This window comes from Streptomyces sp. NPDC126497, assembly GCF_040302425.1.
In the GTDB taxonomy this organism is placed as follows: Bacteria; Actinomycetota; Actinomycetes; order Streptomycetales; family Streptomycetaceae; genus Streptomyces.
The window spans coordinates 36749-56904 of sequence record NZ_JBEORT010000014.1; the positions used below are offsets into that span (position 1 = coordinate 36749).

Genomic DNA, 20156 nt, shown 5'->3' on the forward strand with positions numbered 1-20156 from the left:
TCGCGGTTCTCACACCTGGAACACCCGCATGGCCGCCGGGAAGATCAGGAACACGAGGAACCCCGCGCACAGCAGCAGCTGCGCCACGAGCATCGACTGCGACTTCTCACCCGCGCTGCCCTCGATCTCGGCGAGTTCGCGGTGCCGCATGGTCTCGGCGCGGGAGGCCAGGGACTCGCGCACCTTGGCGCCGTCGTCCGCGACCAGCGCCAGGGAGGCGGAGAGGTCCTTGAGCTCCTCCACGCCCAGCTCCTCCCCCAGCTGTCCCAGCGCCTGCCACTGGCTGACGCCGGTGATCCGGGCGTCGGCGAGGGCGTTGCGGATGCGCTGCGTCGCCCAGCCGTCGGACACCTCGGCCGCCGCCATCAGCGCCTCCGGCAGACCGCGCCCGCCGGCCAGGCTCATCGACACCAGGTCCAGGTACGCGCCGATCACCCGGCGCAGGTCGCGCCGCTTCTCGGCGGCGTCCCGGCGTACCTCCAGGTCGGGCAGGAAGAAGAACAGCGCCGCGCACAGCAGGGCCATCCACACCGGGATGATCGGGCTGTCGGCGAGGGCGAGCGTCCAGACGATGGCGAAGAGGAACGGCCCGAAGAACAGACCCGCGACCGACAGCAGCACCTTGGTCGCCAGGAACTTCTCCCAGCTGCGCCCCAGCACGGCGAGGTCCGCGCGCAGCGAGCGCTGCTCCCACCCCTGCTGCAGGTAGAACTCGGCGACCCGCGCGCCCACTTCGGCCCGCAGCGTGCCGAAGCGTCCGCCGTCCTGCGCCGTGGCGCGGGACGACTCGTAGGCCGTGCCGCGCGCCCGCATGGCGTCGATCCGGGCGACCTGGGAGAGCGCGCTGCGCTTGGTCGGCATCAGCGCGCGGACCAGGGCGTAGACGCCCAGTCCGATGACCGCGCCGACGACCAGCGGCATCGTCAGTTCGTCACTCACCGGCGCACCCCCTCTTCCGGCTGGAGCGGCGCCTGCTGCCGGTCCGGTACGGCGCCGGGCGTACGCGGACGCACGAACTGCACCGCCGACTCGTCGCGCACCAGGAACCGTTCGGGCGTCTCGATGGTGGACAGCTTGCGCAGCCACCAGAAGCCGAGCGCGAACAGGCCGCAGACGCAGGCCAGGACGAGCTGCCCGACCGCCGTGCCGTACGGCTCGACGAAGTCCCGGTTGAAGACGGACAGCCCGAGCACGAAGGCGATCGACACGGCGACGACGATCTGCACCGAACGCCGGGTGGAGGCGCGCTGCGCCATCACGCGCTGCCGCATGTCGACCTCCTCGCGCGCCGACTTGGCGAGCGCGCCCAGCACCTGCCGCAGACCGGGGCCGCGCAGCCGGGCGTTGAGGATGAGGGCGGCGACGATGATGTCGGCGGAGGCGTCGTCGATCTCGTCGGCGAGCTGCTGGAGCGCCTCGGGCAGCGGGGTGCGGGCGCGCAGCCGGTCGACGAGCGCGTCGAGGTGCGGGCGCAGCACGGGTGCGGCGGCCCGCGCGGAAGCCGGGATGGCCTGCTCCAGGCCCACCGCGCCGGCGATGGTGTCGCGCAGCGACTCGGTCCAGGAGGCCAGCGCCTCCACCCGCCGCATCGCGGCCCTCTCCTCCCCGGCGCCGCCGAAGAGGCGGTCCCAGAAGAAGACGAGGACGGCGGCGGCGATGCCGGCGACCGCCCAGCGCGTCAGCAGCAGCACGACGAGGCCGACGATCGCGGCGAGGGAACCGCGCCGTCCGGCGAACCGGATCAGCTCGTTCGCCCGCTCGCTCGCCTTCTGCTTCTCGTGCTCGGGCTTGGCGGGCAGTCCGCGCACGGCGACGGCGAGCAGGGCGAGTCCGCCGCCGACCGCGACACCGGACGCGAGCGCGTACAGGACGGTGGTGGAGAACAGGCCGCCCATGGCGCCGAGCGAGTCGAGCGACCCGGCCGCCGCGAGGCCGGCGAGGTCGGTGGTCGTGGAGGTCACCGGTCCGCTCACCCCCATGTTCCGCTGGGCCGGTAGCCGTAGGCCATCAGTTCCTCCAGACAGGCTATGGGGGCGTGCGCGGTGACCCGGCCGTCCGGGCCCTCCGCGAACACCTCGCTGGACAGCACGCGCCCGTCGACGCCGTTGACCTCGCGCACGGAGGTGACCATGCGCTGGAGGCGGCCGCCGCTCTGGTAGTCGTTGCGCCGCTGGATGAAGACGACGAAGTTCACCGCGCCGGCGATCAGCATCTGGCTGGCCTCGATGGGCAGCCGTTCCGTCGCCTGCAGGGCGTAGGTGGAGATGCGGTTGAAGACCTCGCTGGAGCTGTTGGCGTGGATCGTGGACAGCGAACCGTCGTTGCCCTGGGACATCGCGTTCAGCATGGTCACGATCTCGTCGCCGAGCACCTCACCGACGATGACGCGGGAGGGGTTCATGCGCAGCGACCGGCGCACCAGCTCCGCCATGGAGATGCTGCCCTGCCCCTCGGAGTTGGGCAGCCGCTCCTCGAACGCCACGACGTTCGGGTGGAGGTCGGGGAAGGTGTCGAGACCGAGCTCGAGGGCCCGCTCGACGGTGATGAGGCGCTCCTGCGGCGGGATCTCGTTGGCGAGGGCGCGCAGCAGCGTGGTCTTGCCGGCGTTGGTCGCGCCCGCGATCATGATGTTCTTGCGGGCGCGGACGGCGCAGGCGAGGAAGTGGCCGAGCTCAGGGGTCAGCGTCCCGTTGCCGACCAGGTCGGAGATGAACACCTTGCCCATGCGCGCACGGCGGATGGACAGCGCGGGCCGCCGCGTCACGTCCATGACGGCCGACAGACGCGAACCGTCCGGCAGCCGCAGGTCGAGCTGGGGGTTGGCGGAGTCGAAGGGCCGGGACGACAGACCGGAGTACGCGCCCAGCACCTGGATCAGCTCGACGAGCTCCTCGTCGGTCTCGGCGACGGCGTCACCGCGCACCTCACGGCCGTCCGAGTAGCCGACGAACACCTGGTCGCAGCCGTTGATGTCGATGTTCTCGACCTCGGGGTCGTCGAGCAGCGGCTGGAGCCGGCCGACGCCGAACAGCGCGGCGTGCACGGCGGCCGCGTACTGCTCCTCGGTCTCGGCGTCCAGCGGCGTACGGCCCGCGTTGATCTCGGCGCGGGCGTACTCCTCCAGTATCTGGGCGATGACGGCACGGGCGTACTGCCGCTCGTCCTCGGTGGACATCGGCGTGACGCCGTTGACCTGGTCGAGGCGGCGCTGTTCGGCGATCCGGTCGCCGGCCTCCTGGCGGAACCGCTTGACCAGCTGGTGGTCGACAGCGGTCATCGCCCGGCCCCGTGCGCCTGCGGCGGCTGCTGGGCCTGGGCGGAGGCGGCCGCCCAGAGGGCGCCGTACTGCTGGTAGAGGTCCGCCGTCACCTTGCGCGCGGAACGGATCAGCAGCGACTTGTCGAGCCGACCGCGCCTGCGCCCGGCCAGCTGCCCGGCGCCGGCCGGGTCGTCGGCGAGGGTGCCGACCACCCGGGCGCCGGTCTGCGCGTGCACCAGCATGTCGTTGACCTGGGAGGCGAGCTTGGCGGCGTCGCCCGTGTCGGCGACGAGGACGACACCGATCACCGGGTTGCCGAGGGTCGCGGCACCGCGCGGCCCGCCGTGCAGCTTGCCGGCCAGCGCGGCGGCCCGGTCCCGTACCCGGGCGAGCGCCTCGGGCTCGGTGCGCGAGAGGAGCAGGACGAGGGAGGCGTGCGGGAACAGCTCCACGGCCGGGGTGTCCCCGCTGATCCGCCCGCAGTCGGCGATGACGTCGGCGGGCGCGTGCGGGGAGTCGGCGAGCGAGGCGAAGGCGCGCCCGAGCGTCGGCCACAGTCCGGTGAGGCCGGCGGCCTGCTCGGCGATCCCGAGCCCGACGAGCACTTCGAGTCCGCCGCTCAACGGCTGCACGTGGTCCCAGAGCTGGTCGGGCACGAGGCCACGGCGCGCGGTGGCGGCGATGGACAGCATCCCGGTGTTCGGGTTCAGCGGTCCGCCGTGCGCGGCGGCACTGCGGTAGACGAGGTCACCGCCCGCCGGGTCGGTCTCGGCGAGCAGCACCCGTCGCGGCCAGACCGCCGCGAGGGCGACGGCCGCGGTGGTGACGCCGGGGGAACCCTTGTCGGCGGCGAGGGCGATGAGGGCCATGGGTCGGGTGCCGCCTTCTAGTTGCCAGGGACGAGGGCGAGAGCCACCTCGCCGTTGGAGGAGGCCTGGGTGAGCTCGGCGGCCCGGGCACTGTCGACGACCAGCGTGACGGGCAGGTTGGTGCTGCTGACGAGGTCGTCGCCCTTCGTGGACTGGACGAAGTCCACGCGCGCCCGCTCCACGATCACGGAGTCGCCGCCTCCGGTGGCGCCGGAGGAACCGCCGTCGGCATCGGAGTCGGAGCGAGCGGTGCCGCCGACGCGGTAGGCGGCGACGGTGTCACCCGGCTTCAGCCCGCTCGGGTACTGCCCCTCCTTGAGGGAGAGCCCGACGAGGGCCTTGCCCGCGGGCACCTTGGCCTCCTCGCCGAACATCTCGCCGACGGCGACGACGCCGGCCGGGATCGTGCTGACGGCCTTGAACTTCTTCAGGGCGGCGAGCTGCGACCACTTCACGTAGTTGATGCCGGGGTCCTCGGCGACCATGACCGACGTGGTGTTGGAGTCGTCGACCGTCTGGCCGGCGGGGATCTCCTTGGTGATCTTCACGACCTCGATCCGGTCCCCGGCCCGCAGCACGAGCATCGTGGCGCCGAGCGCGCCGACCAGGATCAGCAGCACCGCCAGCGCGGCCAGCGCCGGCTTGCGCTCGCGGGGAGGAGTGGGAAGCCGGTCACCGACCGCCGGCCCGGCCGGTGCCGCGGAACGGCCGGCGCCCGCCCCCGTACGCTCTTGGATCTTCACGCAACCGCTCCCCGTACACCCAAGACGATGTCTGCCAAGTTCCCTGAAATTCCGGACACTTCACCCACGTCCAGTCGCGCACAGACATGCACGACGGATCGCACTTACCCGCTCGATCTGGGCGAATAGCCAACGCCGGGGGTGAGTGTCAAGCCATCGCACCGTATCAGCCACACATAAGCCCCTCAAGGCGGATCCCACCTCACGGTCCCCGCCCCGCACACCGTTACTGATCTGCAATTTCACCGTTGAACAAGCCAGTTGGGACCGGCGGTCCACCTGTGCGGAAGCGAACCGACGAGGCGCCCCGACGACCACGGACGACATACGCCCCCTCACGCACCGCACATGAGCCCTGCACGATTCACCCACGAGGGCACCGGGCGACCCTGCCATGATCTTCGCCCGCACCGGTGAGGGACGTACGGGACGACACCGGGCAAACACTTCGAGGAGCCCCCCCCACTTGAACCGCACCGTGTCGGCCGCCGCTTCGGCCCTGTCCCTGCTCACCGTGTTGTCGCTCGCCGCGTGCGACGGCGCCGACACGGACCCGGACGGGACGACCGGCGAACCCCGCCCCGCCACTTCCCGGGCGGAACACCCCACTCCGGCCGAGCGGTTGGCGAAGCTCATGCTCACACCGGCAGACGTCACCGGCTACAAGGTGACGGAACCCTCCACCGACTTCGTCTTCGCCACGTCCAAGGACGAGGTCACCCTGGACAAGCCTGCCTGCGCACCCCTCGCCCACGCGATGAACCAGCTCCCCCTGGGAGAACCGGAGGCGGACCTCACCCGGGTCGTCGACACGGACGAGTACGGCGACGCCAGCAGCTACGTCACCCTGACCACCTACGCGGCGGACGGCGCGCGGCAAGTGATGTCCGACCTGAGCAGGGCGGTGGACGCCTGCGGTTCCGGCTTCACCGCCGAGGCGGACGGCACCAGCACCTACGACTCGGTCACCGCGGAGGCCCCGACGGACGACGCCGGCGACGAGACGGTGGCCTTCAACGCGAGGACGACCTTCCAGGGAGCGAGCCACACCCTCCACACCCAGGCCACTCGCAGCGGCGACGTGGTCGCCGTCCACTTCTCGGTCAACGGCCTCTCCCTCGCCCAGGGCAGGCCGAGCGACGCGAAGCTGCCGACGGCGGTGGTGAAGGCACAGAACGCGAAGCTGGGATGACACGCGGACAGAGCTTCGGACGGCCTGCTGCCCTCTCCGCCCAACGGACTTACGCGGCTCGTGGCGACCGTGTGGAAGGCGGGAACGGCCGGTTGGTCAGGGGCGGAGAAAGCCCGATGAGCAGCGGGCACCACACCGGCCGGAAGGTCCCGCCGGAACACCGCGAGGACCCTGCGTACCGTGCCGCGGGCCGCCGCACGGACTTCGCCCACGCGGTCCACGACCGGCGCTCGGCCCTCGGCTGGACAACAGCGGAGCCGGCCGACGTGCGGAGCTCCCCGAAGAGGAGGCCGAAGCCATCGAGGAAAGCGGCGTCGCCCCCCCACTCGAACTGATCGAGCGCCTGGGCGCAGCGCTCGAGGCCGGAGCCCACATCGACCCACGCACCGGCTTCGAGGACCACGCGGTCTGGCCACGAAGAAGCCACGGAGCCACCCGTGCCTCCTGCCTCACCGCCCGATCGACCCCCAGTCCCGCCGGGGCCGTGGCGGCTCGACGGGCCGGGTCGGTACGACCGGGGTGCGACGCGATCGTCCGGAGAACCACTCTCCCACCTGCAGAATCATCATCATGAGGGAAGGGCCGGCGAGCACCAGGGCAAGCCCCACCCCGAACCACCCGCTGCCGTCCCCGCGACTCAGCATCCCCACTCCGGAGACAGCGAGGGCGACACCGCCGATCACCGGGGGAAACAGCCAGGGCCAGGCGTCCGGCTCGGCCACCGCCTCCTCACGCCGCCCCTGGCAGAAGGCCGACCACCAGAACCGGGCGCTCCACCACACGAGCAGATACGCGGAGAGGGCCCCGGCGCCGAGCCCCAGCCGGGCCGACCACCCGACCCGGCTCGTGATCGCCGCTGCAGTGAGCCCGACAGCCATGAAGGCCCAGAAGAGGAAGAGCATGACGCCGACGGCCAACCGGTGCCCGCGGCTGCCCTGGAGAGCACGGTGCGAGATGAGGACCACGACCGCAGCGTAGACGGAGCGACTCTCCGCCGCACACACCATCGAGGCCGCAGGAAGCCGTCATATCGGTCCGCTGGTCGGATAGTTCGCGGTGGTGAAACTGATAACCCCACCGATATCGTCACTGCACTGGAAACGTTTCGTCTTACGGGGAGCTCACTGTGAAGCGCCGCACTGTGCCTGTTGCCGTCGCGTTCGCCGCCGCAACCTTGATGCTGACGGCCTGTGGAGGCGGGGACGACACGTCCGGCGACAGCGACAGGATCGCCGGCGCCGACCAGGGAACGAAGAAGCCGAGCGAGTCGGCGGAGCCCTCGGGAGCACCGGCACAGGACAAGCCGGACGGCGTGGACGTGTCCCTGCCCGAGGACATGAACCTGGTCTTCGACTGGGAGAAGCCCAAGGACGAGAACGAGGCGGCGGCCATGGACGACGCCGCGAACTACCTCCGTGCCATCTACCGGGGCGTCGACAAGCGCACGACCAAGGACGCGGCCCTGACCACCTACGCCACTGGCGAAGGTCTCCACTATGGGGAGGTGCAGATCAACGAGTGGCTCAAGGGCGGCTGGACCGCCACCGGCACCCGCCGCCACTACGACGCCACCACACGATCCGCCTCGAACGGCAGCTCCGTAGAGGTCGCCTTCTGCTCGGACGCCAGCAAGTTCTACGGCAAAGAGGTCAAGACCGGGAAGGTCCTGAAGACCGAGCCCAGCCTCAAGGACTTCGGCCACTACAAGATCATCATGGTCAAGGTCCCCACGGGCGACGGCCTGTGGCAGGCGTCCAAGGTGTACGTCGAGACGGGGGTGGAAAAGTGCCAGTGACCGGATCACGCCGTATGGCCCTCAACACAGGCGCAATGTGACGCGAGCGCCACCGCGTGCTCCCGATGCCGAAAGCAGCACTGTCCCACCCACCACGAGGCACAGCAGCAGCTCGACCGCGTCCCGCACCCGGAATCGAACGCCGCCGCTCCCCTTCTCCCCGGGCGCCGCCCGGTCACTCCCCGTCGTACTCGCGAACCCATCTGCTCTGCCGCACGCCACCCCAGGTGCCCATCACGACGGCCAGCACGAAGAGGGTCCCGAGGAACCCTCCGTACGAGCTGCTGTCCGGATCCTTGGTCGGGCCGGCGGCACCTTCGGGGTCGTACCGCACGCGTAGCGTGTCGCCCTTCGACACCCAGTTCTCACACCCATCGCCCTCCGAGAGCGAGAGCGGGATCTCACGCCCGTCGACCATACGCAGCTCACAACGGTTGGTCCCGGTGTCCTCCATGCGTACGACCACGGCGTCGGTCCACACGCCCCGGTCCGCCAGCGCGGCCTCGCCACCGGCGGAACTGCCGAATATTCCCATGGCAACCCCGGCCACCAGCGGGAAGAACAGCTGCCACGCCACCTTCCGCTTCTTGCGCGGCACCCGCCGCAGCATGAGCAACGGCACCAGCAGCGAGGCCAGCGGAAGCACCAGGAACGCGAGGACCAACCCCGTTCCCCGCAACAGGCGCGGCAACGGCACGACCGGCCCGACCCAGGACAGCCCGAGCGAACCACCGGCACACACCAGACTGAACAACAGCCAGCGGATCACGTCCGTCCGCCACCAGACATTCGTAGCGGCCCTGGATGTGCCTCCTGCCACGTGGCTCCGCCCCCTCAGTCACGCCTCTCGTGTCCGAGGGCTCACCCTAACGGCGTCGCCGCAACGCCCGCGTCAGCCCGGGGAACGTGATGAGCACGTCACCGAAGACGCGCTCCCGCGCGATAGCCGGAGGCTTTGACCGCGCCCTTGACGTCGGAAGCGGTCCAGTTCCGTTCCGGACCCTGTGGTGTCATGATCACCCTGCCGTCGAACACCTCGACCTTGCATCCCTCGGGAACGGCACCCCGCTCGATCAGCTCGCTCATCACTGGCCCGGCAGCTCATCTCCTACCCGGCGTCATGGCTGGCCCGGCAAGGCGGACGCGACTCCGGACCGACCGGTCCGGCTGTTCCTGGTCCTGGTCCTGGTCGGCATCTGAGGGGAACCGCTCTCCAGTTCGCTGGCGTACCCTCCGTGTGCGCCCGCGCCACAACGAGCGGAAGCACGCACAGGGACAACGACGGTTCCAGAGGCAGTACATCGGCGTCCGGGCCCACCGCTCGCCTGGGCACGATCAGGACACAGCTCATCACAAGAATGTCGCCAAACCACCGAAGCATCCCGGTTCTCGGTGCAGTTCACTCTGGCGAAACCAGCAACCTCATGGCTAGCGTCTGTGCTCTTGACTGAACCTTTGTCTCACGGGGAGCCCTTCTTGAAGCGCCGCGCCTTGCCCCTTGCAACCGCGTTCGCCGCAACCGCAGTCCTCCTGTTGACGGCCTGCGGCAGCGGAAGCGACAAACCCAGCAACGACGACCAGATCGCCGGGGCGGACACCGGCGACACGGAGACGTCCGCCTCGCCCAGCGCCTCCGATTCCATCGACCGTCCCGACCTGTCGCTTCCCGGCGATGTCAAGGAAGCCTTCGAGGGCTGGAGCATGGGCGATGAGGCCAAGAACGCCGTGCTAGCGGATGCCGGCCGGTCCATGACGGCCGTCAACAGGGCCATCACGGACGGTGAACCCGACTCTGCGGCCCTGAAGTTCTACTACGAAGGGGAGGCGCTCGTCGGCGCCGCGAAGTGGGTGCAGACCTTTGTGGACCATGACGCCACCATCACCGGCACCACGCGCTACTACTCCCCGACTGTCAGCATGTCCGGCAAGAAGACTGCAGCAGTCACCCTCTGCGCGGACGAGAGCAAGGCATTCAACAAGTTCCGCAAGACGGGCGAGGTCGATCGCAGCGCACCCTCGGAGGATTCGTACGTGTATTACCTAAGTCGCCTGGAACTCAACGACACGGGTGTCTGGGTGACCACGGAGGTCCACTCGCAGCGGGGGAGCGCGAAGTGCACACCGTGAGGGCGGGCAAGACTGCGGTTCTGGCCCTGGCGCTGTCCGTCGGCGCCCTCGTGGCAACCGGTACCGCGCACGCAGGCACCGGCTTCGGAGGTTCCCGCGGTGGTGAGGCCAACGCAAGTGGCGGCGCCAAGGACCGGACAATCACTTCGCAAGTCACCTTCAATACGTCCAGGAACGGCTCGGGCGAGTCGACGGGCACGCCGGCCCCTGTGGGTACCTACGATCCACCCGGTTGCTGGTACGAACCACTCTGGACTCCTGAGGAATACGAGAAGGAGTTCAAAAAGCGCTGGAACGTGGGTCATTTCAGTGGCGCCGGCGAGGCTTACACCGGCGAAACCGCCCGCTATGTCAACGGAGAGCCCTACAAGGACTTCAACAAGGACAAGTCGGGGGAGGGCATGTTCTGGGGCGCCGTATACGACTGGGACCGCCTTGAGGGCGACGACTATCTGGATTGCGGCGAGGCCGACTTCTGGGTCGACAACGGCGACGAACCGCCCGTGGAGAACGCCATCGACGCGGAGACCCTGGCCCAGCTTGCCTATAACGAGATCAAGGTTCCCGACACTACGGTCACACTCAGGCCGGAGGGCGCCACCAAAGTGAACCTCCCGACGTGGGCCTGGTTGAACAAAGCGGACTTTCGCGAGGTTTCCGTCACCGCGACCCTGGACGTCGGCGGCTGGAGTCTCTCCTCGACCACCACGGCCAAGCCCGTCTCTTTGAAGCTGGATCCCGGCACCGCGGACGCCACCCTGTTCCCTGCCTCCGGTGAGTGCGCCATCAACGACGACGGCTCCATCGGCGCGCCATACGCCAAGGGCAAGGCCGACGAAGACCCACCATGCGGGATCACGTATCTGCGCGCATCCGGAGGAGATCCCTATGAGTTGCAGGCCACTGTGACCTGGGAGATCACCTGGGAGAGCACCACCGGTGAGAGCGGCGCCCTCCCCAACGGCACATTCGGGACGACTCAGGGCGTGACCGTTCAGGAAATCCAGGCCGTCAACCGCTAGACCGGCGTAGTACCGACCACGCACCGAGCCACTCTTCACAGGAGATACACAAGGGCCATGGCAGGCGACTCGGATCTCATTGTCAATGTCGACCTTCTCGTGGAATCGGAATCCGCTCTGAGCAAGATCCAAAAGGATCTAAAGGACATAGGTAACAGGAAGGAGGATATGCAGCCCTATTGGGGTAGCAGCGACATAAGCGAGGCAATGGGTAAGTTCGTTGACAACTGGGATGATTACCGCAGCAAAATGATCGAGAGCCTGGACAGTGTAGGAAAACTTGTCACAAATACCATCAATGGCTTCACCGGGGCTGACGCTGCTCTTGCAAAGGAACTGAAGAAGGCAAGGAAGGGCAAATGAGCACTTCTTCGAAACCGCGGCCCCGAGATTGGCACCCGATCGCCAATTCCGACCCCGTCCCGGGTGATCCGGAAGAGATCCGCGATGAAGTCACGCATATGAAAAGCGTAGCGACCACCCTTCGAGAGCAAGCCAGACGACTGCGCGACATCAAGAACGATGACGAACTCAAGGGAAAGTACGCAGGAAAACTACGCGAAGAGTCTGAAGTACTCGAGAAACATCTCCGCGAAGTCGCCAGTCGCTATGAACGCGTCCATGTGCATCTGACCAAGTGGGCCAACGAGCTCGAGGGGTTTCAGACAGAAGCCGACAAGGTTCTCGCCAACGCAAAGAAAGAACAAGAGCAACTCGAGGCAGAAAAGAACAAGAAAGAATCGGAGGAGGGCACGCCAAAGCCCTCAACCAGTGACGCCGAAGGTGATCCGCTACGCGAATACAGGATCAAACTCGACACTATCACAAGCGACCGGGACGACCGCGCGGCATACTACGCCGGCAAGATTCGCGATGAAATTGACGACATTATCGAGGATAGTTTCTGGGATGACATCAAAGGTTGGATACACGACAACATCGACAAGATCAAGTGGGTCCTTGACGCACTGGGATGGGCAGCATCAATTCTAGGAACCCTAGCACCCTTCCTTGCCTTCATCCCCATTATCGGCCCTTTCATTGGTGCAATTGCCCTTGGATTGTCCATTTTTATCGCAGCTTCTCGATTCGTCCTCTTTCTGGCTGGGGAAGCAAGCATTACAGAAGTGCTGATGGACTGTGTCGGCCTGGTCGCCTTTGCTACGGGAACAAAGATGCTCGCCAAGCTGAAGACGGCGAGCAAGGCCGTCAATACAGCCTCCAAAACACAGCGGACACAGCGCCTGAAAGACGCATTGCGCGCCAATAGAGCTGTGCGAAACGAGATCACTCGTGTCATGGCGACGACCAGCGACGACGGTCTCAGAGAGTTCGGACGACAGACACTCAATCGGATGCGAAAGGAAATGTCCCAGAATGCGGGACGTGTCGCCGATGAGGTCCCTTTGCGCCCTAGTCAACTCGAGCGACTCGGGTTCGGGGATGCAGAGGCCCGCTCCGTCATCAACAGCATCCGCCAGAACAGTGACACTTTCCCCAGCGCTGCAGCGGCCGCAGGGAAGTCGGAGACCTACTACAAGACAGCGGTGGCTGCTGCAGTAACGGGCGCGACTGCGGACGTAGTCGACAAGACACTCGGTGAAAGTCCTGTTTTTCCCGACAAGCCGTTCAACTCAACCTATGAGAATTTCAAGGGAGAGACCGGAAAGTTGCCAGAGGATACCCACTGGTGATTGAGGACGAGGAAGAAACGTCATGAACCCAAATCGACAAACACGAAGTTACGGCCGCTTGGGCGAGGGACCGACCGCGCTGGGGAAGTTGTGCCTCATCATAGGGATGACCTCCATCTTCCTGGTTATGATCGCAGGGGCGCTTCCTTCTCCGGCGAAGGACGCGGTCTATTGGATCCAGCGCACCATCGTTGCCGGAGCCATCCTTACCTTGCTGGCACTCTTCTTCAAGAACCCGCTTGCGTCTCGGCGCCCTGAAGGCCTCACGGAAGTATTCATTTATTCATCTGGTCTCTTTCTGGCCACTTGGGTCACGGGTGTCTGGGCAGGCGTGTTTGCAGCCCCCCTGATTCCCTTGCTGACCATTGGTTCATGGATCACAGAGAGGATTCGACGTGGTTGAAAAAAAATTGACGCGATCATCGGCTCCTGTCGGATTCAACCTGGTTCTTCCACCTGGGTGGGGAAAGATTGACCTCCATGAAGAAGTCGTGAACGATTCGGTTCTTTCCCTTGTCGACCGATCCATCGACCAACTCCCGGAAGGTCTCCCTCGAGATGACGTGAGCAAGGTGCGAATGGAACTCTTCAAACAGCTCAGAAAGGCAGCCAGGAAAGCCTCAAGAGCAAACGGAATGATGCTGTATCTGCCCGTGGAACGCATACACGGCAGTGTCGTTCCAGCATCTTTCGTTGTATCGGAGCCCATTTCGGCAGTCGGTGCCGGCTTCCAATCGGATCAGGTACTTGAGATGCTGGCGGCCGGACGCGGCCAGAGCGATACTGTGACTCTCGACGGATCATCCGGCACAAGGATCGAGCGAACTGTCCCACCTCCGGAAAGATCTGAAGTAGAGCTCGCATCTCGGCGAGTCGAATATGTGCTCCCTCTCCCTGCCAGCCCACTGCCCCGCTGGCTGGTATTCACGTTCAGCACTGTCGGGGACGGAAACCCGGACAGTGAATACTCCTCCGCCCTTGTCGACCTCTTCGATGCCGTGATGATGACCTTCCGCTGGAGTTATGAATGATTTTTATCGAAACCGAAGCTGATCCAACCGAGTGGTTCCTGATGCCGCTTCATTGGACAAGCCTTCATCAGCGGGAAATAGAGGATTGGTCGGCCACTTGTGCCGAGATCATGTACAGACGTCACAAGAGGTGGTGGCGGAGCCCCGACCGCGACGGGCTGGCCCGCACATTCCGGATGCTGATCGAAGCTCATCCGCACCCCAGCATTCCAGCGCATCAGGTTTTCCTTTACGGCGGGGATCCGCGCAGGGTTCCCCAGCCCGTCTACGTCCTGACCGTGCAGTCCGAGGGCGAGGAACGGGAGAAAGAACTGCGCAGTGTCATCCAGGCCTCAGAGGCGAACCCGAACCGCCCACCCGATGTAGTAACGTTCGATTCCGACCGGATCGGGCCGGGGCTACGTTGCCTTCGGTACTTCGGGGACGAAAACGGCCTAGGTGTCTCCCTTAACTACGGTTGGTGGTCCGAGGAGCACCAACTGTACGCATCGATTCGCACCGTGACCGACGAAGTCAGTTGGTTGGCAACGAACCTGGATGTTTTCGATGATTTCGCGCGCAGCCTTTGGCTCAACCCCAACCCGGAATGAGCCGGTCAGCCGTATGCAGGTCCAGCGCTCCGCCGACACAAGGGGAGCCTTGATGTGACCCACAGGGCTGGGCACCGCACGGCAGCGGAACGCCTCGGTGTCCGATCCGAAGCGGGCGGATGGTGCTGGGTCGGAAGGATTCCGCAGCCTCCCGCAGACGTGCTCCAGGCTGCGGGCAGCCCTCGGCTCCGCCCCGCCAGGCATCCCCCACTGGCCATGATCGCCACGGTACTCGGTGCGCCCTTCATCCCGCTCGTCATGCTGCTGAGCCTTCTGGCGGAGGAAGCCGTCAAGCGCTTCCTCGACACGAAGGAAGTGAAGGAGCGGCGGCGGGCCAAGAAGGAGGACGAGAAGCGCCGGGACGCCATCATCACTGGACAGGGCCTCGACAAGGTCTTCGACGGCGACTGGCACGGCGCTGCCGGGCAGTTCCTGCTGCGCTGGTACGGCCACTCCACCCACCCCCAGCGACTGCTGCTCGCGACCCCGGACGGCATCGTCCTCGCGGCTCCCCCGAAGCGCGTCAGCGTGGGACGGGAAAAACACATGCAGGTCGTCGCCCGCCTGTCCGCCGATGAAGCCACCCTGGTCGACCCCTTCTCCGGTGAGTTCGAGACGCGGATGCTGCTGATCCGTTTCCGCGACGGCTCCTGGCTGCGCGTCGACACGGAGGAGCTCCGCAGCGAGCTGCACATGTACGTACTCCGGCAGCCCTCCTCGGACAACTGACTGTTTCTCGCCCGGTGAGCAGGAGGGCCCGACCATCGGCGGTCAGGCGCGTCCGTCCTCACGTCCGTGAACCCCACACGGCTCGGACCGGGTCAGAACTCCACCGTCAGTGTCTGCGCGATGCTGTCGGTGGCTTCCTCCATCTCCTCCGCCAGGCCGGGAACGGTCCATGACACGAGCAGCATCACCGCGCCTTCCGAGCCGGTGGGCAGGATCCCGTACGTGAGCGTCTCCAGCAGAATGCCGGGCCTGCGGGCCGGCAGGTCCTTCACAGCGAAGTTCTGCCGGATGCGTACGGCAGGGCCGAGCGGGAGCTCCGTGCGCGTGGTGTCCGGCGCCCCGAAGTCGTCTGCCCTGAACGTCTCGGCGAGCCAGTCCAGGGTGATGCGGGGGACCGTTTCGTCAGGACGGATCAGGTCCACTTCCAAGGTGGCGAGGGCCGTGTCGAACCCGTCGGGATAGAAGGCGAAGGCGTAGAAGGGCTCTCGACCACGGCTGTCTTCCGCCCGCGCCCGGAGGTCCCTGCGCAGGGTTCTCTCGTTCAGCTCGTACCCCGCTGCCTTGCTGCGGTCGCGCAACTCCGCCGCGGCGCCCTTGGCCCAGCCCTTGACGTCGTCCGACGGTTCGATCGGGAGGGGTACCCAGTCGGCCGGTACGGCGATGCCACAGGTACGGATGTCACTCATGGACACTGCCTCCCTCCGTCCACTTCAGCGAACCCGCAATCGCGTCGAAGAGTTCGACCATCGCGTCGGCGATCTGCACGAGGGGAGTGGAGAAGGTCAACAGCAGATGTGCCTCGGTTCCGGGCACTGGAATCTGATAGTCCAGCGTGACAGAGGGGAGAGCGTCGTCAGGCCTTCCCGGAGCACCGGGAGGGGTAGTGGTGTCCGGCTGCCCGGTCGATCTGCGCGTGCGGACGGCAGTGCCCGCGGCGAGCTCGACGACCGAGGCGTCGATCGCGGCGTCAGCGGCAAGGCGGTCGGCGATGTCCTGCGGATTCGGCCGGCCCCCCTCCAGCCCGGAAGGCAGCAAGGTGACCAGAAGCGAGGCGGGGACGGTCAGCGGGCCTGCCTGCTGGAAGCTGAGGTAAAGCTCGATGCCTCCATCACGGAACGCGGCGGCTGCTTGCGCCAGGAGGTCGTCGCGCAGTTGCCGCTTGATGTGCGGAGCGTTGTCGACCCCGTCGAACCGACGGCCGACCAGGGCATCGACCGAGCGTTCACGGTTCTCCGGATCGATGTGGACTCGGAACCACCCCTCGGGAAGCAGCAGTTCGTAATCGGCGGGCGGTGCCGTGCCGATGTCGCTCCCTACGGCCCCGGCCACAGGTCCTCCGGTATCGCCAGCTCTTCTCATCCCTCGTCCTATGACTTTCTGGGTGCTTTGTCGTACCAACAACGACTGGCCAGCGCGCTGACCATCGGGGGCAGTAGCACCACGGCGACCGTCAGTGCGGACACACAGCCCGCCAGCACCGCGGGGCCCTTGTCGCTGAAGAATCCGATCAACAGCACCGCGCTGAAGAGCGGGAGGGAGAGCAGCTCGTTCCTGCCGATGACCGAGCGGTACCAATCGGTCTCCTTGCGGGCTTCCTTCGCGTTCATGGGCGACATCGCACGGGCTTCCGCGGCGAGCGGGTGCCCCTGCCACTCATGCGCTGCGCCGCCGGCCTGCTCGTGCCGCACGTCCGAGACGGGGACGTCCAACGCTCTCACGAGCTCGTCCCAGCGGTCGTTCCCCTGCGGTCCCGCGAACCAATGGCTCCACGGCAGGAGTGCGCGGCCCCCGCCGTCCCGGTCCCGGAACTCGACTCCGAGGACCTTCCCGGTCCTCGGCTCCGTCAACCGCACCAGCCGAGCGACCCCGTGCTCGCCGGCTCGCGCGAGCCACCGTTCCTTACCGAGGGTGTCGGTGAGAACGACATCATGTGGGAGCACACGCACCGCTGCCGTCCGCAAGAACCGTTCGGTCGCGCCCTCTCCCGCTTTCGGCGACGGCCTGATCTCAACGGACTCGATGAACACGCCCTGTGCGCGATCGCGCCACCACGCGCCGACGCGCACCACCGCATCGGACGCCGGTACCAAGAACAAGGCTCCCGCAGCAATCGGCATCGCCCACACGAGATCGGCGGCGAAGGCCGTCACGACGGCGACGAGCCACCCGAACATGCCGAGTCCTCTGGCCCAACTGTGCCAGCGCGGCAGCTCGGCGTGGTCGGCCCGGTCCGGCTTGCCCCGCTGACCGGCGTCCCGTGCCTCGGAGCCGAATGGTTGGTCCTTCTCCTCCAAGGGAACGCCGAGCTTCGTCACCAGTGCCCTGAGGCCGGTCCGGCCAAGACACACCGCCGGTCTCAATTCCAGAGCACCGACGACCCCGGCCTCCGGTAGCCACGAGGCGAGCGGGACGTGCAGGACGTCCCGGTCTTCCTCGTCCTTGAAGACCAGAACACCCCAGCGCTCGCTGGGGCGCTTCTGCACGGTCTCCCACAGGTCGCCGGGGGGAAAGAAGACCGCACGTCGAATGCCGTCGGCTCCGACCGCATACCGGCGCTCCCGCAACCGAGCATCGCGTACGACCAGCGCGTGACCGTCAGCGAAGAGACGCGACCGACGAACGACGTGGAGGTTGTGCGGTGGCATGCCCGCAGGGCGCACCACGGGCTCGGTCGGTCGCGACAGCGGCTTGGGATCCGGCGTCTGTTCAGCCATCACGCTGCCTGGCTCGCCCACTGTTCGTCCCGCTCATCCGTTGCTCGTTGTCGTGGCGTCCTTGATACCAGTTGCCGACCAGACTCCGTCCTCCAGTCCTTGAACCCCGACGAGATCACCGGCGGCCTCCGTGATCTTCCCCTTGTCGAGCAGGTCGGTGGTCGATGCGATCGCAGTCGATCCGGCCCAGATACGGGTCTGCGTCTGGAACACATCGGTCGCAGCCTGTACCGCGCTGTCGGCCCGAAGCGCATGGGACATCTCACCGAGCCCTTTTTCCAGGTCGCGGATGCCGGGATCGTTCAGCCCCGGCCGAACACCGCGCCAGGTGTCGCCTTGACCGAGCTGTCGAAGATTACTCGGGCGCAAGTTTCCCAGGGCTTTGAAGCTGTCCACCGAATCACGGTAGATCAACTTGGGATTGAAGGCGTCCGCCAGCCGCTGCGCGCCGGGGAACCAACCCGTCGGCGCTGTGGCGACCGCCTGGGCGCCCGCCTTTCCCCGCAGGGCGCCGCCGCTGAGCTCATTCGCCCTCCTCCACGCCTTGTTGACCGCCCTGTTGTATGCCGGCGTACCGGGCTTTGCCTTGATCCCCTGCCGAAGTGACCTGGCGGCTGCCGACCGTCCGAGGTTTTTGGCGGCGAACGATGCCCCCTTGGCCCCAGCAAGGGCACCCCGGCCGATACCGAGAGTGGCCAGGCCGACCACATCAAGGGCGACATCGAACCAACTGCCCTCGCCGGCCATCGCCAGGAGAGTGTGCCCTATGAGGGACACCAGCGTGGCGGCCAGTGCGATGGTTCCCAGAACACCGGCAAGCACTTGGCCGACGATCGGGATCCACCCCACCATGAGGGCCAGAGTTCCACAAATCGTCGAAATCCAGCCCGACACTTCGAGGACCGTCTTCATCCATCCGGAGTTGTCGTGCACCCAGTCCTTGAACTTGTCCCAGGTGCCATCCTTCAACCCGTCGTGGTCGATCGCGTGCCGAATGGATTCGCGCGCTCTCTTGGCTGCCGCATCGCGCACCCCCTTGGCCGCTTCGAGGTCCTTCCTCGCACGCTCCAGTACCGAATTCGCCGCTTCCTGGCGCTTCTCCAGCTTCTTTCGTTCCGGATCGTCGTCGGCCGTGTCGCCGGGAAGCCTGTCAAGCGCTCCCGCGCTCGCCTTCTGGTCGTCGTGAGCGTCCTTGGCGTCCCGGAGAGCCTTGGCGGCCATCGTCTGTGCCCGATGGAGTTCCGAGGCGTACTCCGTTGAGCGACCCCCGTCGGTGACCTTTTCGCCGAGCGCGTCAGCAGCAGCGTCATAGCGCTTGAACGCCTTCCGCAGCTTGCCTTCGGCTTCTTCGGCCTCCTTGCGGAACTCATCCGCCGTCTTGCTCTTCCACTGGTCGACGGACGCGAGCGCCTTGATCTCGTCCGCCTGTTTTCTGATGGCCTCGGCCGTCTTCCTGAGTTCGCGTCCGAGTTTGGCAATGTCTTCGGGATCACCGGGGATCGGGTCCGACTGTTCGCCGATCACGACCCATTCGTCGGCGCGCGGTCGGGTCACTCGGCTCCTCCTCCGGGGCCGGGCTTCTTCTTGTCCGTACCCCTCAAGGCCTCGGCAAGCGCGTGATCGATGTCCTCGTAGGTCTTCGCCGCGGTCGAGAGCAGGGACGACAGCTTCTCCAGTTCGTCCGTCAAACGCTCCCGGTGGATCTTCCAGTTGTCACCGAAGTCCTCGAAGACGTCGACCAGGCCTTGGTCGCCCAGCGTGCCGACGCCCAGTCCTTCGGCAGGGTTGGCGTTCTTGGAGAACTCCCGGTGAATCCTGGACAGAGACCTGGCGCTTTCCTTGATACGTCCGATATCTGCGGTCTGGTCCGACATCCCATCTCCCGCTGAGCGGTATCCCGGTACGGAACGACGGGGCGAGCGGACCTCGCCCGCCCCGTCGTCGCGGAGAGCTCCGTCCGCGGGCGGTTACCTGCGGGCCGCCTTGGCCAGCTCGTCGTCGATCTGCTCGAACTTGTCGGCGGCCATGGTCAGGTAGTCGCCCATGCCGTCCAGGCCGTCGAGCGTGGTCTTCGCGCCGTTGGTGAACTCGTCGAAGTTCTCGTCGAAGGCCTTGGAGGAACTCTTGGTGACGTAGCCGGAGTTGACCAGGTTGTTGATGTACTTGCGAAGGCCGTCCAGCTTCTCCTGGAGCTTCTCCTTCTCCTTCACGACATGCTTGGCAGCTTCCCGCATGTCCTGATATGTGATGTCAAGGTCCTTGGCCATGAAGCCGCTCCCTCTCGCAACGCCGCAGGGCCAACCCCCGTGGCTCCCTGTTTGCGGAACTGTCGGCGCGGGGCCGCCGGGGCCGCCGGTGCGCTCGTCCGCTCTTGCGGCAGCAGCTTACGGG

24 protein-coding genes are annotated in these 20156 nt (G+C 66.5%); 10 read left to right on the forward strand and 14 right to left on the reverse strand.

From position 1 onward, the window contains the following. Positions 1–9: 9 nt before the first annotated feature. From ABTY20_RS09925 to ABTY20_RS09945, 5 genes are all read right to left on the reverse strand, one after another. On the reverse strand, positions 10–921 hold the full coding sequence (locus ABTY20_RS09925; RefSeq protein ID WP_351996525.1) for a type II secretion system F family protein: 912 nt from the start codon (positions 919–921) through the stop codon (positions 10–12). A gap of 14 nt (positions 922–935) precedes the next feature. Then, positions 936–1895: a type II secretion system F family protein gene (locus ABTY20_RS09930; RefSeq protein WP_351996526.1), complete on the reverse strand. Its 960-nt coding sequence runs from the start codon at positions 1893–1895 to the stop codon at positions 936–938. Between the two features lie 74 nt (positions 1896–1969). Next, a complete protein-coding gene (locus ABTY20_RS09935) occupies positions 1970–3277 on the reverse strand; it encodes a TadA family conjugal transfer-associated ATPase (RefSeq protein WP_351996471.1) in 1308 nt (435 codons plus the stop codon). Beyond that, complete coding sequence (locus ABTY20_RS09940; protein ID WP_351996472.1) at positions 3274–4128, reverse strand: hypothetical protein; 855 nt, start codon at positions 4126–4128, stop codon at positions 3274–3276. Before ABTY20_RS09940 ends, ABTY20_RS09935 begins: the two co-directional genes overlap by 4 nt. A gap of 17 nt (positions 4129–4145) precedes the next feature. Then, complete coding sequence (locus tag ABTY20_RS09945; RefSeq protein ID WP_351996473.1) at positions 4146–4871, reverse strand: hypothetical protein; 726 nt, start codon at positions 4869–4871, stop codon at positions 4146–4148. A gap of 466 nt (positions 4872–5337) precedes the next feature. On the opposite strand from ABTY20_RS09945, the gene ABTY20_RS09950 reads away from it, so the two are divergent. Continuing rightward, a complete protein-coding gene (locus ABTY20_RS09950; protein WP_351996474.1) occupies positions 5338–6063 on the forward strand; it encodes a hypothetical protein in 726 nt (241 codons plus the stop codon). Between the two features lie 449 nt (positions 6064–6512). Here the strand turns inward: ABTY20_RS09950 and ABTY20_RS09955 are convergent, their stop codons facing one another. Further along, positions 6513–7028: a hypothetical protein gene (locus ABTY20_RS09955; RefSeq protein WP_351996475.1), complete on the reverse strand. Its 516-nt coding sequence runs from the start codon at positions 7026–7028 to the stop codon at positions 6513–6515. 161 nt (positions 7029–7189) lie between these two features. Here ABTY20_RS09955 and ABTY20_RS09960 point away from each other — a divergent pair, with 161 nt between their 5' ends. Further along, positions 7190–7858 (forward strand): hypothetical protein, encoded by a 669-nt coding sequence (locus tag ABTY20_RS09960; RefSeq protein ID WP_351996476.1) that lies wholly within the window; start codon positions 7190–7192, stop codon positions 7856–7858. A 175-nt stretch (positions 7859–8033) separates the two neighbouring features. Here the strand turns inward: ABTY20_RS09960 and ABTY20_RS09965 are convergent, their stop codons facing one another. Continuing rightward, positions 8034–8627 carry a hypothetical protein gene (locus tag ABTY20_RS09965; RefSeq protein ID WP_351996477.1) on the reverse strand — a complete coding sequence of 198 codons (594 nt, stop codon included), beginning with the start codon at positions 8625–8627 and terminating at the stop codon, positions 8034–8036. Positions 8628–8776: 149 nt separating this feature from the next. Then, entirely contained in the window at positions 8777–8944 is a 168-nt protein-coding gene (locus tag ABTY20_RS09970) for a hypothetical protein (RefSeq protein ID WP_351996478.1), read from the reverse strand. 390 nt (positions 8945–9334) lie between these two features. On the opposite strand from ABTY20_RS09970, the gene ABTY20_RS09975 reads away from it, so the two are divergent. The 8 genes from ABTY20_RS09975 to ABTY20_RS10010 all read left to right on the forward strand — a co-directional run bounded on the left by ABTY20_RS09975 (position 9335) and on the right by ABTY20_RS10010 (position 15051). Next, positions 9335–9985 (forward strand): hypothetical protein, encoded by a 651-nt coding sequence (locus ABTY20_RS09975; RefSeq protein WP_351996479.1) that lies wholly within the window; start codon positions 9335–9337, stop codon positions 9983–9985. Continuing rightward, positions 9973–11007 (forward strand): hypothetical protein, encoded by a 1035-nt coding sequence (locus ABTY20_RS09980; protein ID WP_502991780.1) that lies wholly within the window; start codon positions 9973–9975, stop codon positions 11005–11007. The genes ABTY20_RS09975 and ABTY20_RS09980 overlap by 13 nt, the downstream gene beginning before the upstream one ends. Positions 11008–11064: 57 nt before the next feature. Continuing rightward, positions 11065–11370, forward strand: a complete 306-nt coding sequence (locus ABTY20_RS09985; protein ID WP_351996480.1) for a hypothetical protein — start codon at positions 11065–11067, stop codon at positions 11368–11370. Further along, positions 11367–12701 (forward strand): putative T7SS-secreted protein, encoded by a 1335-nt coding sequence (locus ABTY20_RS09990; RefSeq protein ID WP_351996481.1) that lies wholly within the window; start codon positions 11367–11369, stop codon positions 12699–12701. The genes ABTY20_RS09985 and ABTY20_RS09990 overlap by 4 nt, the downstream gene beginning before the upstream one ends. Positions 12702–12807: 106 nt before the next feature. Then, on the forward strand, positions 12808–13104 hold the full coding sequence (locus tag ABTY20_RS09995; protein WP_351996482.1) for a hypothetical protein: 297 nt from the start codon (positions 12808–12810) through the stop codon (positions 13102–13104). A gap of 88 nt (positions 13105–13192) precedes the next feature. Continuing rightward, a complete protein-coding gene (locus ABTY20_RS10000; RefSeq protein ID WP_351996483.1) occupies positions 13193–13732 on the forward strand; it encodes a hypothetical protein in 540 nt (179 codons plus the stop codon). Beyond that, positions 13729–14322 carry a hypothetical protein gene (locus tag ABTY20_RS10005; RefSeq protein WP_351996484.1) on the forward strand — a complete coding sequence of 198 codons (594 nt, stop codon included), beginning with the start codon at positions 13729–13731 and terminating at the stop codon, positions 14320–14322. Before ABTY20_RS10000 ends, ABTY20_RS10005 begins: the two co-directional genes overlap by 4 nt. A 216-nt stretch (positions 14323–14538) precedes the next feature. Next, entirely contained in the window at positions 14539–15051 is a 513-nt protein-coding gene (locus tag ABTY20_RS10010; protein ID WP_351996485.1) for a hypothetical protein, read from the forward strand. A 92-nt stretch (positions 15052–15143) separates the two neighbouring features. Here the strand turns inward: ABTY20_RS10010 and ABTY20_RS10015 are convergent, their stop codons facing one another. The 6 genes from ABTY20_RS10015 to ABTY20_RS10040 form a co-directional block, all read right to left on the reverse strand. Then, positions 15144–15737 (reverse strand): hypothetical protein, encoded by a 594-nt coding sequence (locus ABTY20_RS10015; RefSeq protein WP_351996486.1) that lies wholly within the window; start codon positions 15735–15737, stop codon positions 15144–15146. Continuing rightward, positions 15730–16380: a hypothetical protein gene (locus tag ABTY20_RS10020; RefSeq protein ID WP_351996487.1), complete on the reverse strand. Its 651-nt coding sequence runs from the start codon at positions 16378–16380 to the stop codon at positions 15730–15732. The genes ABTY20_RS10015 and ABTY20_RS10020 overlap by 8 nt, the downstream gene beginning before the upstream one ends. A 38-nt stretch (positions 16381–16418) precedes the next feature. Further along, positions 16419–17765, reverse strand: a complete 1347-nt coding sequence (locus tag ABTY20_RS10025; protein ID WP_351996488.1) for a hypothetical protein — start codon at positions 17763–17765, stop codon at positions 16419–16421. Between the two features lie 33 nt (positions 17766–17798). Next, positions 17799–19319, reverse strand: coding sequence for a putative T7SS-secreted protein (locus ABTY20_RS10030; RefSeq protein WP_351996489.1), 1521 nt, complete (start codon positions 19317–19319; stop codon positions 17799–17801). After that, positions 19316–19639, reverse strand: a complete 324-nt coding sequence (locus ABTY20_RS10035) for a DUF6317 family protein (RefSeq protein ID WP_351996490.1) — start codon at positions 19637–19639, stop codon at positions 19316–19318. The genes ABTY20_RS10030 and ABTY20_RS10035 overlap by 4 nt, the downstream gene beginning before the upstream one ends. A gap of 93 nt (positions 19640–19732) precedes the next feature. Beyond that, positions 19733–20032, reverse strand: coding sequence for a WXG100 family type VII secretion target (locus tag ABTY20_RS10040; protein ID WP_351996491.1), 300 nt, complete (start codon positions 20030–20032; stop codon positions 19733–19735). Positions 20033–20156: the final 124 nt, after the last annotated feature.